This is a genomic window from Corynebacterium hesseae, assembly GCF_037850265.1.
Classification (GTDB): Bacteria; Actinomycetota; Actinomycetes; order Mycobacteriales; family Mycobacteriaceae; genus Corynebacterium; species Corynebacterium hesseae.
In genome coordinates this window covers 1,840,383-1,856,517 of record NZ_CP137211.1, presented here as the reverse complement: position 1 = coordinate 1,856,517, position 16,135 = coordinate 1,840,383, and the positions used below count along the sequence as shown (strand labels likewise).

At 62.5% G+C, this 16,135-nt stretch carries 15 protein-coding genes; all 15 read left to right on the top strand.

Features of this window, described 5'->3' with window-relative positions; all coding sequences use genetic code 11:
- Window positions 1-30 precede the first annotated feature (30 nt).
- The 15 genes from R3O64_RS08670 to R3O64_RS08600 all read left to right on the top strand — a co-directional run bounded on the left by R3O64_RS08670 (window position 31) and on the right by R3O64_RS08600 (window position 16,079).
- Window positions 31-1,584: a UDP-N-acetylmuramoyl-L-alanyl-D-glutamate--2,6-diaminopimelate ligase gene (locus R3O64_RS08670; RefSeq protein WP_339016698.1), complete on the top strand. Its 1,554-nt coding sequence runs from the start codon at window positions 31-33 to the stop codon at window positions 1,582-1,584.
- Window positions 1,581-3,116 (top strand): UDP-N-acetylmuramoyl-tripeptide--D-alanyl-D-alanine ligase, encoded by a 1,536-nt coding sequence (locus tag R3O64_RS08665; protein ID WP_070561908.1) that lies wholly within the window; start codon window positions 1,581-1,583, stop codon window positions 3,114-3,116. The genes R3O64_RS08670 and R3O64_RS08665 overlap by 4 nt, the downstream gene beginning before the upstream one ends.
- Window positions 3,117-3,139: 23 nt before the next feature.
- On the top strand, window positions 3,140-4,252 hold the full coding sequence (gene mraY, locus R3O64_RS08660; RefSeq protein WP_070519857.1) for a phospho-N-acetylmuramoyl-pentapeptide-transferase: 1,113 nt from the start codon (window positions 3,140-3,142) through the stop codon (window positions 4,250-4,252).
- A complete protein-coding gene (murD, locus tag R3O64_RS08655) occupies window positions 4,249-5,640 on the top strand; it encodes a UDP-N-acetylmuramoyl-L-alanine--D-glutamate ligase (RefSeq protein WP_339016697.1) in 1,392 nt (463 codons plus the stop codon). Before mraY ends, murD begins: the two co-directional genes overlap by 4 nt.
- A gap of 19 nt (window positions 5,641-5,659) precedes the next feature.
- Window positions 5,660-7,141: a putative peptidoglycan glycosyltransferase FtsW gene (locus R3O64_RS08650; protein WP_339016696.1), complete on the top strand. Its 1,482-nt coding sequence runs from the start codon at window positions 5,660-5,662 to the stop codon at window positions 7,139-7,141.
- A 29-nt stretch (window positions 7,142-7,170) separates the two neighbouring features.
- A complete protein-coding gene (murG, locus tag R3O64_RS08645) occupies window positions 7,171-8,256 on the top strand; it encodes an undecaprenyldiphospho-muramoylpentapeptide beta-N-acetylglucosaminyltransferase (RefSeq protein ID WP_339016695.1) in 1,086 nt (361 codons plus the stop codon).
- Between the two features lie 38 nt (window positions 8,257-8,294).
- Window positions 8,295-9,785, top strand: a complete 1,491-nt coding sequence (gene murC / locus R3O64_RS08640) for a UDP-N-acetylmuramate--L-alanine ligase (protein WP_339016694.1) — start codon at window positions 8,295-8,297, stop codon at window positions 9,783-9,785.
- The gene (locus R3O64_RS08635) at window positions 9,778-10,437 is read left to right on the top strand and encodes a cell division protein FtsQ/DivIB (protein ID WP_339016693.1); all 660 of its coding nucleotides are present in this window, start codon (window positions 9,778-9,780) and stop codon (window positions 10,435-10,437) included. The genes murC and R3O64_RS08635 overlap by 8 nt, the downstream gene beginning before the upstream one ends.
- Window positions 10,438-10,643: 206 nt before the next feature.
- Window positions 10,644-12,008, top strand: a complete 1,365-nt coding sequence (gene ftsZ, locus R3O64_RS08630) for a cell division protein FtsZ (protein ID WP_339016692.1) — start codon at window positions 10,644-10,646, stop codon at window positions 12,006-12,008.
- A gap of 24 nt (window positions 12,009-12,032) precedes the next feature.
- On the top strand, window positions 12,033-12,773 hold the full coding sequence (pgeF, locus tag R3O64_RS08625; RefSeq protein ID WP_339016691.1) for a peptidoglycan editing factor PgeF: 741 nt from the start codon (window positions 12,033-12,035) through the stop codon (window positions 12,771-12,773).
- Window positions 12,774-13,487 (top strand): YggS family pyridoxal phosphate-dependent enzyme, encoded by a 714-nt coding sequence (locus tag R3O64_RS08620; RefSeq protein ID WP_339016690.1) that lies wholly within the window; start codon window positions 12,774-12,776, stop codon window positions 13,485-13,487.
- Between the two features lie 69 nt (window positions 13,488-13,556).
- Window positions 13,557-13,979, top strand: coding sequence for a cell division protein SepF (locus R3O64_RS08615; protein ID WP_070519876.1), 423 nt, complete (start codon window positions 13,557-13,559; stop codon window positions 13,977-13,979).
- A 211-nt stretch (window positions 13,980-14,190) separates the two neighbouring features.
- On the top strand, window positions 14,191-14,502 hold the full coding sequence (locus tag R3O64_RS08610) for a YggT family protein (RefSeq protein ID WP_070520150.1): 312 nt from the start codon (window positions 14,191-14,193) through the stop codon (window positions 14,500-14,502).
- 168 nt (window positions 14,503-14,670) lie between these two features.
- A complete protein-coding gene (locus R3O64_RS08605; protein WP_070685308.1) occupies window positions 14,671-15,801 on the top strand; it encodes a DivIVA domain-containing protein in 1,131 nt (376 codons plus the stop codon).
- A gap of 107 nt (window positions 15,802-15,908) precedes the next feature.
- Window positions 15,909-16,079, top strand: a complete 171-nt coding sequence (locus R3O64_RS08600) for a hypothetical protein (protein WP_168162406.1) — start codon at window positions 15,909-15,911, stop codon at window positions 16,077-16,079.
- Window positions 16,080-16,135: the final 56 nt, after the last annotated feature.

Genomic DNA, 16,135 nt, shown 5'->3' with positions numbered 1-16,135 from the left:
AGCACAGAACAACAGAGAAGAGGAAGCATCGTGACAAGCAGCACCAGCCTTGAGCGCCTAGCAGAGATTTCTGGGGGCACGGTGATCGGGGATACCTCGATCACTGTGGGGGCCTGTGGATTGAATTCTGCGACGCTGCCGCCCGGCGGCCTGTTCGCGGCGCTTCCTGGAACACGCGTCCATGGCGCGAAGTTTGCCGCAGATACCGCGGCGGCTGCCATTCTTACGGATGCCGAAGGCCAGCGCATTCTCGTCGAAGCAGGGGAGTCGCGGCCGATTCTCGTGGTGGAGGATATCCGCGCCATCCTCGGTACCGTCTCTGCCGAGATTTATGGCCATCCCACGCAGAAGCTCACCATCCTCGGCGTGACAGGCACCTCCGGTAAAACTACGACGAGTTACCTCCTTGAGGCGGGGCTGTTGCACGCAGGCTATTCGGTCGGCCTCATCGGCACGACGGGTACTCGCATCAACCGCGAGCCGGTCCCGACCTCTTTGACCACTCCGGAGGCGCCGACCTTGCAGGAACTATTTGCGCGGATGGTCTCCGAAGGCGTCACGCACGTCGTGATGGAGGTGTCCTCTCACGCGCTTTCCTTGGGGCGAGTTCAAGGCACGCACTTCAACGTGGGAGGATTTACCAACCTGAGCCAGGACCACCTCGACTTCCATCCGACGATGGAGGACTATTTCGAGGCTAAGGCCATGCTTTTCGACGGCCCCCAAGCCGCTGATCGCTCCGTCATTTGTGTCGATGACGACTGGGGGCGTCGCATGGCGCAGCGAGCAGCTGAACGCCCGGTGATTCAAGTGTCGACGGGCTCGGAGGCGCGCGAGGCTGATATCACCGGCCGCCAGCTGCGCACCGAGGTCACCGGTGCGCAGCAGGTGGAACTCAAGGTCACCTCTGGTAAGCATGCCGGTACTTATGAATTCCGCCTACCTATGCCGGGCACCTTCAACATCGCCAACGCGGCACTCGCAACGGGGATGGCCGCCGCCGTCGGAGTCGAGCCACGAGTCTTCCTCGAAGGAGTCGAAAAGGTGGCGGTCCCAGGCCGCATGGAGCGCATCGACCGCGGCCAAGACTTTGTCGCCGTGGTTGACTACGCACACAAGCCGGCTGCAATCGCGGCCGTGCTGGACACCCTGCGTACGCAGTTGGACGGCAGCGCGGGCCGCATCGGCATCGTCGTTGGCGCAGGTGGCGACCGTGACTCTTCCAAGCGCCCGCTTATGGGCGCGGCGGCCGCGAATGGCGCCGACCTTGTTGTCGTCACCGACGACAATCCCCGAACCGAAGACCCGGCCGCCATCCGCGCTGCCGTGCTGGCGGGAGCCCGCGAGGCGAACCCGTCGGCCGATATTCGAGAAGTTGGCTCCCGCGCCGAGGCCATCGATGAGGTCGTGACGTGGGCGCAGCCGGGTGATGCTGTCATCGTCGTCGGCAAGGGCCATGAGGTAGGACAGTTGATTGGCGATACCGTTCATCACTTCGATGACCGCGAGGAGATGGCTCGCGCCCTTGATGCCATGGCCACTGCGACTACCCTGAGTAACGAAGAATCCAAGGAGCAAGCATGATTGCGTTAAGCCTCGCTGAGATCGCTCAGATCACGGGCGGCCGCCTGGATAATGTCAACGATCCAGATACCCGAGTGACTGGGTTCGTCGAATTCGATTCTCGTAAGGTCACCCCGGGCGGTCTCTTTGTGGCGCTGCCCGGCGCTCGGGTAGATGGGCACGACTTTGCCAACACCGCGATTGACAAAGGGGCCGCGGCTGTTTTGGCGGCGCGGCCGGTGGGCGTTCCGGCGATCGTCGTCGAGCCGCACGGGCGCGTCGAAGGCGACGGTGCCAATGCGGACATTTATGCCAATGATGCCGATGGCTCCGCCGCGGCCGTCGTTGAAGCACTCTCCGCGCTCGCCCGAGCAGTAACCCAGCGGCTTGCAGCCGAACAGGAGCTCACCATTGTGGGCGTTACTGGTTCGGCAGGAAAGACGTCCACCAAAGACCTGATAGCCACTATCTTCCGTGAGGTGGGGGAGACCGTTGCCCCGCCAGGCTCCTTCAACAATGAAATTGGTCTGCCTTATACGGCCCTGCGCTGCGATGAGCACACGCGCTACCTCGTGGCGGAGATGTCGGCCCGCGGCATTGGACACATCCGGCACCTGACCAACATCACCGCGCCGCGCGTCGGCGTTGTTCTCAACGTCGGCACAGCACACCTTGGTGAGTTTGGTTCGCGCGAAAACATCGCGAAGGCCAAAGGAGAACTCGTAGAAGCACTGCCGAAGGCTGTCGACGGCGGCGTGGCCGTCCTCAACGCTGATGATCCTTTCGTCGCCGCGATGGCTCCCCGCACGGCGGCCAAGGTGGTGTACTACTCCACGGAAAACCGCCGCGGAGGCGCACCGGCAGCGCAGTATTACGCCACCGATATTGAACTCGATGACGTCGCCCGCCCCTCCTTTACCTTGCATAGCCCGGATGCCGAGCCCGTTGCCGTGAAGCTGCAGGTTTTTGGCTCCCACCAGGTATCCAACGCGCTCGCTGCCGCGGCCGCAGCGATCGAGCTCGGGGTATCGGCCGCCACCGTGGCTGCTGCCCTGTCTGGGCATCGTCTCGCCTCCGAGCACCGGATGGACGTGCGCACACGCCGCGATGGCGTCACAGTCATCGATGACTCCTATAACGCTAACCCGGATTCGATGCGCGCGGCGATCGCCGCCTTGGCCTATACCGCCGCCGCGCGCCCCGATGCTCGTGCCATCGCAGTATTGGGGGAGATGGGAGAACTCGGCGGCGATGCGGAAAAATCGCACCGCCAGCTCGGTGAGATTTTGGCCAAATACCACGTGGAGCACCTAGTTGCAGTAGGGGAGAATCCCAACTGCCGGGCAATGGCCAAGGCAGCCATGCAGCAGGGTATAAATACAGTGGTGTGCGCCGATGCCGCGGCGGCTGCAAAGGCTGTCGACGGCATTCTGCGCGTGGCCCCGGCAGGGGTCGATGATTGGGCTAGCCGTAGCGTTAAGGACGTGGTCTTGATTAAGGCCTCCAATGCCCAACGTCTTTGGTTGGTCGCGGAACAGCTGAACAACAGCTAGCCGCTAGAAAGGACTTCAAGCTCGTGACTCAGATCATCATCGCTGGTGCGGTTAGCTTCCTCGTGGCGATCTTTACCACCCCGGTTCTTATCCGGTACTTTTCCGATACCGGCCGCGGACAGGAGATCCGTGAAGACGGTCCTAAGTCCCACCTGCGCAAGCGTGGTACGCCGACGATGGGTGGACTAGCCATCCTGGCCGGCATCCTTGTGGCCTATCTCGTTGCCAGCATCTACGGGCTCCTGACGGGGCATGAGGGCTTCACCGCGTCGGGTCTCCTCGTCCTTGGATTGACGCTGGGACTTGGCGCAGTGGGGTTTGCGGATGACTTCATCAAGCTCTTCCGGCACCGCAATCTCGGCCTCAACAAGACCGCAAAGCTCGTCAGCCAGCTCGTGCTGGCGCTGCTCTTCGGCTTCTTTGTTCTGCGCTTCCCCAATGATGATGGCCTGACCCCCGGTTCCACGAAGCTGTCCTTCATCCGTGACCTGAAGACTTTTGACCTCGCCGTCGGCGGCACCGTGATCGGAACCATCGTGTTCTTGATCTTCATGTACATCCTTATCGCGGCGTGGTCGAATGCCGTCAACCTCACCGATGGGCTCGACGGGCTTGCGGCCGGTGTCACGGCCATCGTCATGGGCTCCTACTCGCTGATGACTTTCTGGCAATTCCGGTACTCCTGCGCCACCAACTTCGCCGCCGGCTGCTACCAAGTGCGCGATCCCCTCGATCTGGCCGTGCTTGCGGCTGCGGGCTTGGGCGGCTGCCTCGGATTCCTGTGGTGGAACGCCGCCCCGGCAAAGATCTTCATGGGGGACACTGGCTCCCTGGCGCTGGGTGGTCTGGTTGCCGGTATCTCCGTCACCAGCCGCACCGAGCTGCTCATGATCATCATCGGCGCGCTCTTCGTCATCGAGACGGTGTCCGTTGTCATCCAAATCGTGGTCTTCCACTCCACGGGCAAGCGCTTCTTCCGTATGGCTCCGATCCACCACCACTTTGAGAATGGTGGCTGGGCAGAAACGGCCGTCGTCGTCCGCTTCTGGCTTTTGGCCGCCATGGCGGCTATGGCCGGCGTCGCCATCTTCTACGGTGATTGGCTGACCGCTGCGGGCATTGGAGTTGGAGCATGACGCGTTCAGAATTTCTTTCCGGCCGCGTCCTTATCGCCGGCGCAGGCGTATCTGGTCGTGGTTGCGCGACGGTCTTGGCCAGCCTGGGCGTGGACCTCACGGTGGCTGACGGCAATACGGAATCCCGCAGCCGCATCGCCTCCGAGCTGGGCGTCGCTGCCGTAGACACGGCCGCGGTCGACCTTTCGGAGTACTCGCTCGTCGTGACCTCACCAGGATGGCGCCCCGACTCGCCGTTGCTCGTCGCGGCCGCTTCCCAAGGACTTGAGGTCATCGGTGATGTTGAGCTGGCTTACCGCCTCGACCGCGCAGAGGTCTTCGGCGCCCCTCGCCGCTGGCTCGCGATAACCGGTACGAACGGCAAGACCACGACGACCGGCATGCTCGCCGCCATCATGGCTGCCGACGAGCAGCGCTCCGGCCAGCGCGCACAAGCGGTAGGCAATATCGGCGTCTCGTCCTTTGATGCCCTGGCCGCTGAGCCCCGCGTGGACATCCTCGTGGCGGAGCTGTCCTCTTTCCAACTGCACTGGTCCTCCCAGCTGCGCCCGGAGGTGGGAGCGCTGCTCAACCTCGCCGATGATCACCTGGATTGGCATGGTTCCTTCGATGCCTACGCCGCCGACAAAGCCAAGATCCTGCGCGGCCAGCATGCCGTTTACGGCAAAGATGACGAGCACGTTATAGCTCTCGCCTCCTCGATTCCGGCAGCGACTGCCTTTAGCCACGCCGAGCCCGCTGCGGGTGAGGTGGGAGTTAGCGCCGGCGGCCTCGTGGTGAATGAGGTCGCTGGGATGAAGGCCGCCGTTGTCGAGGACGTCACCACCATCCAGCCCGCCGGCTTAGCCGGGGTGCTGGACGCTGCCGCTGCGTCTGCAGTTGCCGCTCTCGCCGGCGCACGCCCCGAGGCCATCGCCGAAGGCCTCGCCTCCTATGTGGTGGCGGGGCACCGCGGAGAGGTCGTTCACCGCCACTCTGGCGTGACCTACATCGATAATTCCAAGGCCACGAACCCGCACGCCGCGGAGGTAGCCATGCGTGGTCTCGACTCCGTGGTGTGGGTCGCCGGCGGTCAGCTCAAAGGCGCCGATGTTTCGGACCTACTGCGCACCCACGCGGCGCGGTTGAAGGCGGCGGTTCTGGTGGGCGTCGACAAGCATGTGCTTGCCCAAGCCCTAGCAAAGGAAGCGCCGCACGTCCCCGTCATCATCGTGGATAGCCACGACCCAGAAGCAGCAATGGAGCAGGCAGTTGCCGCCGCCGTGCAACACGCCGAGGCCGGCGGTACCGTACTTTTGGCGCCCGCTGCGGCATCGTTGGACATGTACACCGGAATGAGCCAGCGCGGCGACATCTTTGCCGCCGCTGCCCGCCGTCTCGCCCGCTAGCTAGGAGCACCCAGAAGCCGTGACTGCCACCAGCACCCAGAAGCCACCACGCACGCTGGGACACCACCTGCGTGATCTCCGTGAGCGCCTGCGCGCTTATCCCGGGCTCGATTACTTGGTGCTGCGTATTGCCATCTTTTCACTCATTGGCATTGGCGTGCTCATGGCCTTTTCCTCGTCGATGGCGACGTCCCTTTCAGAAAGCGATAGCCCGTGGTCAGCCGCCCTGCGTCAGTGCGTGCTCGTCGTCGCCGGCCTCATTGTGTTCTGGATTGGCCTGCGCATGTCACCACGCACGCTGCGGGTGCTCGTGCCCTGGTTCTTGGGGCTGTCCATCCTGCTTCTCATCCTCGTCCTCGTTCCCGGGATCGGTACTGGCCGCGCGGAGGTCGGTTCGCAGTCATGGATCATGCTGCCGGGAGGCGTGGCCTTCCAGCCTTCAGAGTTCGCGCGTGTGGCTGTGGGCATGTACGGTGCCTCGGCGCTGGCGGATAAGACGCATCGCTCGATGCGCCTAACGGATCCATTCATGATGTATTCCATCATTGCCGGCATCATGTTCGTGCTTATCGTTGCTCAGGGTGACTTGGGCATGGGCGTATCCTTTGCCCTCATCGTTGTCTTTACCCTGGTTTTCGCAGGCGTGGATTGGCGCGTTCCTACCGTCGTCGGCGTCTTCGGCGCTATCGGCATGATCACCGTTTTCCTAGCCGGTGGCTTCCGCTCGCACCGCTTCCACACCTACTTCGATGCCTTGCGCGGAAACATTGAGGACACGCAAGGTACAGGTTTCCAGGCTTACCAGGGCTTCCTTTCGCTTGCCGACGGCGGCTTCTGGGGCGTGGGCCTCGGCCAATCGCGCGCTAAGTGGTTCTACCTCCCAGAAGCGAAGAACGACTTCGTCTTCGCCATTATCGGCGAGGAACTAGGTCTGTGGGGCGGTGCCCTGGTCATCGGGCTTTTTGCCGTGCTGGGCTATTTCGGGCTGCGGACCGCAACCCGCGCGCAGGATCAGTTCCAGTCCCTGCTCGCCGCCACGTTGGCGGTCGGTGTTGTCGTGCAGGCATTCATCAACATTGGCTACGTCATCGGCGTGCTGCCGGTGACGGGTATTCAGCTGCCGATGATTTCCGCGGGCGGTACGGCCGCGGTGATTACGATCGGTTCGATGGGTCTGCTGTGCAACGTGGCGCGCCATGAGCCGCTCCAAGTGTCCGCGATGCAGAACTTTGGCCGCCCGCTCTTCGACCGTATCTTCTTTATCCCCGAGCCGACGCCGCCCAACGAGCGCCGCGGCGGGGCACACAGGGCCCCGCGTGAAGGCAAAGAGGCCGCGCGCTCTCAGCGCGCGCACCGCGACCGCTCCCAGCGCCATGTTGAGCGCAGCCGCGAGGAAAGATTTGGGCGTGCCGTAACGGGACGCTCTGCACGCTCGCAGGCGCCGCAGGGGGAACCGCGGCGCGAGTATCGCCGGGAGTATCGGCGCGGCGAGCGACGGTAAGAAAGCTCGGCGCTGGTAGCGTGTAGTGCATGAATGACACGCCGATTTCCGTCGTCATCGCAGGTGGCGGCACTGCCGGACACATCGAACCAGCGCTCGCGGTGGGGGAGGAGCTGCGCCAGCGCCACGGCGCGCGGGTAACCGCATTAGGAACCCCGCGCGGCTTGGAGCGCGATATTGTGCCGGCGCGCGGAGTCGATTTGCGCATGATTACCCCCGTCCCGGTCCCGCGCAAGATCAACGCTGACGCTGTGAAACTGCCCTGGCGAATCCTCACGTCCGTGCGCGAGACCCGCGCGGTGCTCAAAGACGTTGGGGCCAACGTTGTGTTTGGAACCGGCGGCTATGTTGCCGCCCCGGCCTATTTGGCGGCCAAGTCATTAGGCATCCCGTTCTTTGTTCTCGAAACCAACGCTCTGGCCGGCATGGCGAACAAGCTGGGCGTGCGTTTGGGCGGCACGGGCATTAACGCGCAACAAGGGTCCGGGATGCCCGGGGATGTCTTGGGCATCCCCGTGCGACCGGGCATGGGGGAGGACCCCGACGGGACAAAGGCGTCTACCGCGCGCCAGAACTGGAACCTCGACGAAAACCGCCCGACCATCGTGGTGACCGGCGGTTCACAGGGCGCGGTGAGCATCAACACCGCCGTCGCCGGCGCGCTCGATGACCTGTGCCGGGATTTCCAAGTGTTGCATGCTTATGGCAAGAAGAACGAGGCGCCGGCTGGGCGCGAACACTACACGGCGGTGCCTTATATCGATGACATGGCCGGCGCGCTCGCGGTTGCTGACCTCATGGTGTGCCGTTCCGGTGCAATGACCGTGGCTGAGGTTTCCGCCGCCGGTCTGCCCGCGCTCTACGTGCCGCTTCCGCACGGCAATGGCGAGCAAGCACTGAACTCGCGGGCATTGGTGGAGGCGGGGGCCGCGGTCCAGATTCCAGACGCTGAGTTGACCTCGCAGCGCCTCATCAGGGAGGTTCGCGCCATTCTTGACCACCCCGAGGCCCTGGCAGCCATGCGTGCCGCTGCCGATGCCAGCGAGGCCGGCGACGTTGCGGCTGTCATCGCTGACCGCATTGCACAGCGCGTCGCCTCCGGCGCCCGCAACTAGGCGCACAGTACAGGTTTATTAAAGAAGGATTTTTCACTATGACTGACACCCCCTCCACCACGGACCTGTCCCGCGTTCACTTTGTCGGAATCGGAGGCTCCGGCATGTCCGGTCTCGCGCGCATCCTGGTCAGCCGGGGCGCGGTAGTGACCGGCTCGGACGTGAAGAAGTCGACGGCTGTCGACGTCCTCCGCACAATGGGCGCGCACATTGCCATTGGGCATACGGCCGAGAACCTTGAAATGGCCGGCGAAAAGCCGACGGTTGTCGTGACTTCCTTCGCCGCCATCCCGCAGGATAATCCGGAGCTCGCTGCCGCGCGTGCCGCCGGTATTCCGGTTATTCGCCGTTCCGATCTATTGGCCGAGTTGATGGAAGGTCACCGCCAGGTGCTGCTTGCCGGAACCCATGGAAAGACCTCGACCACGTCCATGGCGGTATCCGCGCTCCAACAGGCGGGGCTGGATCCTTCCTTCGCTATTGGTGGGCAGCTAAACCGCGCTGGTACGAACGCACACGGCGGCACGGGCGATGCCTTCGTGGCGGAAGCCGATGAGTCCGATGCTTCGCTCTTGCGCTATAGCCCATCCGTGGCCGTGATTACGAACATTGAGCCCGATCACCTCGATTATTTCGGCACGGCGGAGAGCTACTACCAGGTCTTTGATGACTTCGCCGACCGCGTCGTCGACGGCGGATACCTTGTCGTCTGCCTCGAGGATGCGCAGGCGGCCGGCACCGGTGAGCGCGCCGCAGACCGCGGTATTCAGGTGCTGGGCTACGGCGCGCGGGGCGAGGTAGCCGCGGATTCTTCTCTGCCCCTCGCAGTGGAGATTCTGGAGGAAACCGTCTCCGCCGCCGGCGCGCACGTCCGCGTTCGTCTGACCCTGCCGGGGCAGGCGCCTCAGGAGCTGAGCTATGACTTGCACGTCCCCGGGCATCACATGGTGCTCAATTCGGCGGCTGCTCTGTTGGCCGGTGCGCTGGTTGGCGGGGACCCGGCGGAGCTCGCCGCGGGATTGACTGACTTTACGGGCGTGCGCCGGCGCTTTGAGTACCGCGGAAGCGAGCGCGGCATCCGCGTCTTCGACGATTATGCGCACCACCCCACGGAGGTTTCCGCAGTTCTCGGTGCGGCCCGCGCAAAGGCGGATGCGGAGGGCGAGGGCGCACGCGTCATCGCCTGTTTCCAGCCACACCTGTACTCACGGACGATGAAGTTCGACGCCGAATTTGCCCAGGCGCTGGCGCTTGCCGACGCCGCCGTCATCCTCGACATCTACGGAGCTCGCGAGCAACCGGTTGAGGGCATTACCTCCCGCATCATCACCGACAAGATGCCGGAAGACATGCCGGTTATCTTCGAGCCCGATTTCTCCGAAGCCGCCAGCGACGTCATCTCCTTGGCACAACCCGGCGATATCGTCCTGACCATCGGCGCGGGCACGATTACCTATGTGGCTGGCGAGATACTGTCCGAGCTGGGCAATAAGAACGAGGCGGAGGAGCCGAAGGAACCGAATGTCTAAAAAGGCTGGGGCACTCGCGGTGGGCGCGGTCCTTCTCGTAGCGGTGATCGCTGCCGCAGCGGTGTGGCTTTTTCCCATCCTCACGGTGAAGTCCTTCGAAGTAGTGGGAAATGACCATGTAACGGCTGAGGACGTGGAGCAGGCCAGTGGCGTGTCTCAGGGCACGAACCTCGCGCGCCTGGACGCTCGCGAGGCCGCGCACGGTGTGGCGGAGATCCCCTGGGTGGAAAGCGCAACAGTGTCGCGGGCATTTCCCTCGACGGTGCACATTGAAATCGTCGAGCACGAGGCAGTGGCCTTCGTGCGCGACGGTGACAGCACCGTTCTAGTGGATAACCACGGCAAGGAATTCGTGGAAGCCGAGGCACCGCCCGAGGCTGTGGAGGTCACTGGGCACACCGACTCCGGTTCCCCGGAAATGCAAGCGGCCGTCGATGCCGTAGCGGCTCTTCCCGCTCCAATCCGGGAGAAGGTATCGGCCCTCGAGGTCAAGGATAGGTACTCGCTGACATTCCGAACCAAGGACAACAAGACCATCTTTTGGGGTGCCTCGGAAGATAACAAGAACAAGGCAATCGCTTTCGAAGATGTACTCAAACTCGAGGGTGAATCTTGGAACATTTCCAACCCGTCGCTGGTGACTCGCCGCTAGGTCCGTCGCGAGTGGGACGGGTGTGGCGCTTGTTAAGAAAACCGCATGTCAGCAACCCTAAAGTAGAGGTTGAGGGTACCGACACGCGGCAAAATGTGCGCCGAAATTACCCCGTTGTCGTTAAAGATGGATGTAACCGCCTCTCGCGAAAAGAGGCGCCTCCTCGTTTACATTAAAAGCTTATTCGAAAGGCAAGAGACCCTCGTATGATCTCATCTAGCAACAACCTCGCGGACATCAAGGTCGTCGGCGTCGGCGGCGGCGGCGTCAACGCCGTCAACCGCATGATCGAAGAAGGGCTCAAGGGAGTCCAATTCGTCGCCATCAACACCGATTCCCAGGCGCTGATTTTCTCCGATGCGGACACCAAGCTCGACATCGGCCGCGAGGCCACCCGCGGCCTCGGCGCCGGCGCTAACCCGGAGGTTGGCAAGACCTCCGCGGAGGACCACAAGACCGAAATCGAAGACGCCCTCCAAGGCTCCGATATGGTCTTCGTGACGGCCGGCGAGGGCGGCGGAACCGGCACCGGTGCGGCCCCCGTTGTGGCGTCCATCGCGAAGAAGATGGGTGCTTTGACCGTTGGCGTTGTTACCCGTCCATTCAAGTTTGAGGGCGCGCGCCGTACCCGTCAGGCCATGGCCGGCATCGAAGAGCTGCGCGAGGTCTGCGATACCCTCATCGTTATCCCGAATGACCGCCTCATGCAGCTGGGCGGCGAGGAGCTGTCTATCGTCGAGGCCTTCCGCGCCGCCGATGAAGTTCTGCACAATGGTGTTCAGGGTATTACCAACCTGATCACCATTCCGGGCATGATCAACGTCGACTTTGCGGACGTCCGCTCCGTCATGTCCGACGCCGGCTCCGCCCTCATGGGTATCGGCTTTGCCCGCGGGGATAACCGCGCGCTCAACGCCGCTGAGCAAGCCATCAACTCCCCGCTGTTGGAGTCGACCATGGAAGGCGCCAAGGGCGTTCTGCTCTCCATCGCCGGCGGTTCCGATCTGGGCCTCCACGAGGTCAACGCAGCCGCCTCCATGGTGGAGGAGCGCGCCGACGAAGACGCCAACATCATCTTCGGCACCATCATCGATGACAACCTCGGTGATGAAGTTCGCGTCACCATCATCGCCACCGGCTTCGATGCCCAGGCCAACATGACTACGCAGCCGGCACAGCCCGGTCAGGCTGCGCCGCAGGGCCAGCAGGCCACCCCTGCTGCCCGCCCGGGTTCCCTCTTTGAGAACCGCGCCGAGGCACAGGCCGAAAGCCCCGCCGCATCCCGCGCCGAGGCCCCGCGTGAGGACTACACCCGCGCTGAGTCGCAGCGTGTCGACGCCCAGCGTATCGAGCGTGAGGAGTACACCCCGCGCCACTCTTACGAGCGCGAGCAGCCGGCCGAGCCGGCCCCGTCCAGCGGACTGTTTACCACCTCGGATCGCTTCCGCGGTGAGGAGTACCGCCGCGGCGCCGACGACGAATATCGCCTCTCGCGCCCCGCTGAGCGCCGTGGCCGCGACTTCGATGATGACGGCGACGACGATCTCGACGTGCCCTCCTTCATGCGCTAGTCCCAGCCCGCTACTCTGGAGTGCATGCCAGTAAACGAGGAAGCACATGTAGCACAGCGCCCCGTCCGCATGGTTTTCACCAGCCGTGCCGGCGGGGCGTCGTCGTCCCCTTATAGCTCTTTCAACCTCGGTGATCACGTTGGTGATGACCCCGAGGCCGTGAGCGCCAATCGCCAGCGGCTTCTGCGGGTGACTGGTCTGGAGGACATTGTGTGGATGGAACAGCTTCACACCAACACGGTCACGGTGGTGGGTGCCGAACGCCGCGGTGTCCACGAACCCGTCCCTGCCACCGATGCCGTTGTAACCACCGAGAAACGTCTGGGGCTGGGCGTGCTCGTTGCTGATTGCACGCCGGTGCTGCTTGTCGACGTCTCCGCGGGCGTCATCGGCGCCGCCCACGCCGGGCGCCTCGGCGCGCGCAACGGAATCGTCCGGAACACCGTGAATGCAATGGTTGAGCTGGGGGCGACTCCCGCGTCGATCCAGGTACTCATGGGGCCTGCTGCGTCTGGGCGCAACTATGAGGTGCCGGAGGAGATGGCGGAAGACGTCGAGAAGCACCTGCCCGGTTCCAAGACCCGCACCTCGTCGGGTACGTGGGGAGTTGACGTGCGCGCCGGCCTGATTCGCCAGCTGATGGGGATGGGGGTTACGGCCATTGAGTCGGATCCACGCTGCACGATCGAAGACACTGATTTCTTTTCTTATCGCCGCGAGGGCGTCACGGGACGCCAAGCCGGCGTGATTTGGTTGGAGGATTAAATGACTAGCAAGGACCCCGCTGAGCGTCGTGAAGAACTACGGGCCGGACTGGAGCGCACCCGCGCTGAGATTCAACGCTTCGCCGCCACGTATGATCGTCCCGTGCCAAAGCTGCTGCCGGTGACGAAATTTCACCCGGCAGAGGACATCGCGCTGCTGGGGGAGCTGGGGATTACGGATGTGGCAGAAAATCGCGAGCAGGAGGCGCGCGCCAAAGCAGAGGCGCTGCCTGAGATGCGCTTTCACATGATCGGCCAGATTCAAACCAAGAAGGCTAACCACGTCGCTCGCTGGGCGCACAGCGTGCACTCCCTCGACTCGGAAAAGCTGGCCCGGGCGCTGGATCGCGGCGTGGCGCTTGCCCAAGAACGCGGGCAACGCGAGGACACTCTTCCGGCATATATTCAGGTTTCCGCCGATGGCGACACCGCACGCGGGGGATGCCCGCTGGAGGATGTCCCTGCTCTGGTGGATATCGTCCAAGAATTAGAGAATGTGCAGCTGCAGGGGTTCATGGTGGTTCCGCCGCTGGAAAGCGAGCCGGCGGAGGTATTCGCTCAGGTAAGGGCGCTGACCGACGAGGTCGCGGCCAAGCTCGGACGGGCTTTAAAAATGTCTGCCGGAATGAGCGCAGATTTGGAGGCGGCGATTGCATCTGGAACGGATATCGTGCGTGTCGGAACCGGAATCATGGGAGCGCGCCCGCTAGGTTAATTGACGTTGCAAAAGTGCATTACAAGACAGCAAATGAACAGCACACACTAGGTCAGAGGGAGACCCAGAATGTCACTGATTGATAGGACTAAAGAGTTCTTCGGGCTGGGCCCGATGGACATGGACACCGACGATGCTTACTACGCTGACGAGCGCAGCTACAGCGCTCCGGCATACGCACCTTCCTACGAGAAGCCGGAAGAGGAATTTGTCCCGACCATCGTGGCGCTGTCGCTCGTCTCCTTTGACGATGCAGCGAAGGTCGGTGGCCCTTTCCGTGACGGTGACGCAGTGGTCTTCGAGCTCACTGACGCTGACCGTGGCTCCGCAAAGCGCTTCGTTGACTTTGCCGCTGGCCTCTGCTTTGCACTGGAAGGCCGCATGAAGAACCTGACCAAGGGCGTGGACACCAGCCGTAAGGTTTTTGCTATCGTGCCGAAGGGCGCCGATATCTCCACTGTTGAGCTGGAGCGCGCAGCTCACCTGCGCTAAGTGCGTCGCGTTCTACCGCCTCATCGATTTCTTTTCTCCCGTGTTGGCTAAGGGGAGAGGAAAGCGGTGGGGCGGTTTCGCATTGATGAAGCCGGCGGCGAAGTGAGTACGGGAATAGTCAGCCGACGATTAGCCGTTCATGTTCGCCGAGCGCGAACCGGAGGGCAGGGGAATACCGTTAGCGGGGGTGGTTCGGATAGGCTCGGGCACTGTGAATGCTTTAGGTTCAATTCTCCTCGTTGCCGTGAGTCTTTACTCGTGGATTCTGTTAGCGCGAATCGTCATCGAAATGATTCAATCTTTTTCGCGCCAATTCAATCCACCCCGCTGGTTCATGATGGTTGCAGAGGTGCTTTTCGTAGTCACTGACCCGCCGGTTAAGGCGCTGCGAAAGGTGATTCCTCCGCTGCAGTTGGGAGGCGTTGCGCTCGACGTTTCCATCATTGTTTTGTTCCTGCTTTTGTCCATTCTTTCGCAACTGATTTCGTGGCTATTTTTCGGCCCCAGCGGACTTGCTGTGTAACTAACGGGTGTATTAAACCCTCCTGTTAACGTTGAGACTCGTGCCAGCGTTAGATAATGTGTTGATTCGGATACAATGAGTTAGCAAAATCCGTATTATTAACCGCACATGTACCCGGCCTCTGGAACCTCTAGAGGTTTGACCGATTCGTAAGGGGAAGAGAAGTCAATGCCACTGTCACCCGCTGATGTACACAACGTCGCTTTCAGCAAGCCGCCAATTGGCAAGCGTGGCTACAACGAGGATGAGGTAGATCAGTTCCTCGACCTCGTTGAGGATGCTCTTGCTCAGCTGCAGGACGAGAACGATGATCTCCACGCCCAGGTTGAGGAACTGAAGTCTCAGACTTCGGCCGGCGCCGCTGGCGGCGCTACTGCCGCTAAGGTCGACGAGGCCGCTGTGCGCAAGGAAGTTGAATCCAAGCTTCGCGCTGAGTACGAGGCAAAGCTGGCTGACTCCAAGAATGAGATTGCCAAGGCCAAGGAAGAGACGAAGCGTGCGCAGGAGCAGGCAAAGGCTGCTCAGGCACAGTCTTCCCAGGCGCCGGCTGCTCAGGCAAAGGACAACTCCGCCGAGCTCAAGGCAGCTCGCGAGGAAGCTGCCGCCGCCAAGCGCGAGCTCGAGGCTTCCAAGAAGGAACTGGCGAACACGAAGAAGGAGCTGGAGTCCGCAAAGAAGAACTCCGCAGCCTCCACCACCGCCTCTTCCGCCGCTGCCGTGGCTGGTGCGGGCGCTGCCCAGTCCAATGCACAGGGCCTGGCTACCCCGGATACTCACATGCAGGCAGCCCGCGTGCTGGGCTTGGCTCAGGAGATGGCGGACCGTCTCACCAGCGAGGCCAAGGCTGATTCCGAGTCCATGCTGGCTGAGGCCCGCACGGCGGCAGAGAAGCAGCTTGCCGATGCTGACTCCCACTCCAAGGCCCAGCTCGCGGATGCCCAGAAGCGCTACGAAGCTCAGCTGCAGGAGGCCGATACCCGCTCCAAGAAGCTGGTGGCGGACGCTGAGAACAAGGCAAAGCAGACTGAGTCCGACGCTACGTCCCGCGCCGAGGCGCAGATTCGCCAGGCAGAGGAGAAGGCAGCTGCGCTGCAGGCCGATGCCGAGAAGAAGCACACCGAGGTCATGAACACGGTCAAGCAGCAGCAGACCGCTCTGGAGGCTCGCATCTCCGAGCTGCGCACCTTCGAGCGCGAGTACCGTACTCGCCTCAAGACGCTGCTGCAGTCTCAGCTTGAGGAGCTGGAGTCCCGCGGCACCGCTGCTCCCAACGGTGAAGCCGGCAAGTCCAACAATTAATCACTGAATCAGCGGCGTCCCTGCGGGGGCGCCGTTATTCTTTTCTGTGGGTATGTATTCTCAGTAGGTATTGATTTTTGAGGCAGTGACGGGGAAGGAGAGCGCGCATGCTTATTGGTGCATTGCTTTTGGCCTTTGTGGCTTTCTTGGCGTTCGTGAATTACATCCTCTCCGCCGCTGAGTGGTCTCTGTACCTGCTCTTTGCTTCTGCCGGGGTAGGCATTGTTCTGTTTATCGCAGATACCGTGATTAAACTGCGCCGCAAGCACGACGAGTAGCCCTCGCCCCAGCAGTAATTCTGGGTGGAGGGCTTTTGCGAAGACTCCTAGTTGTG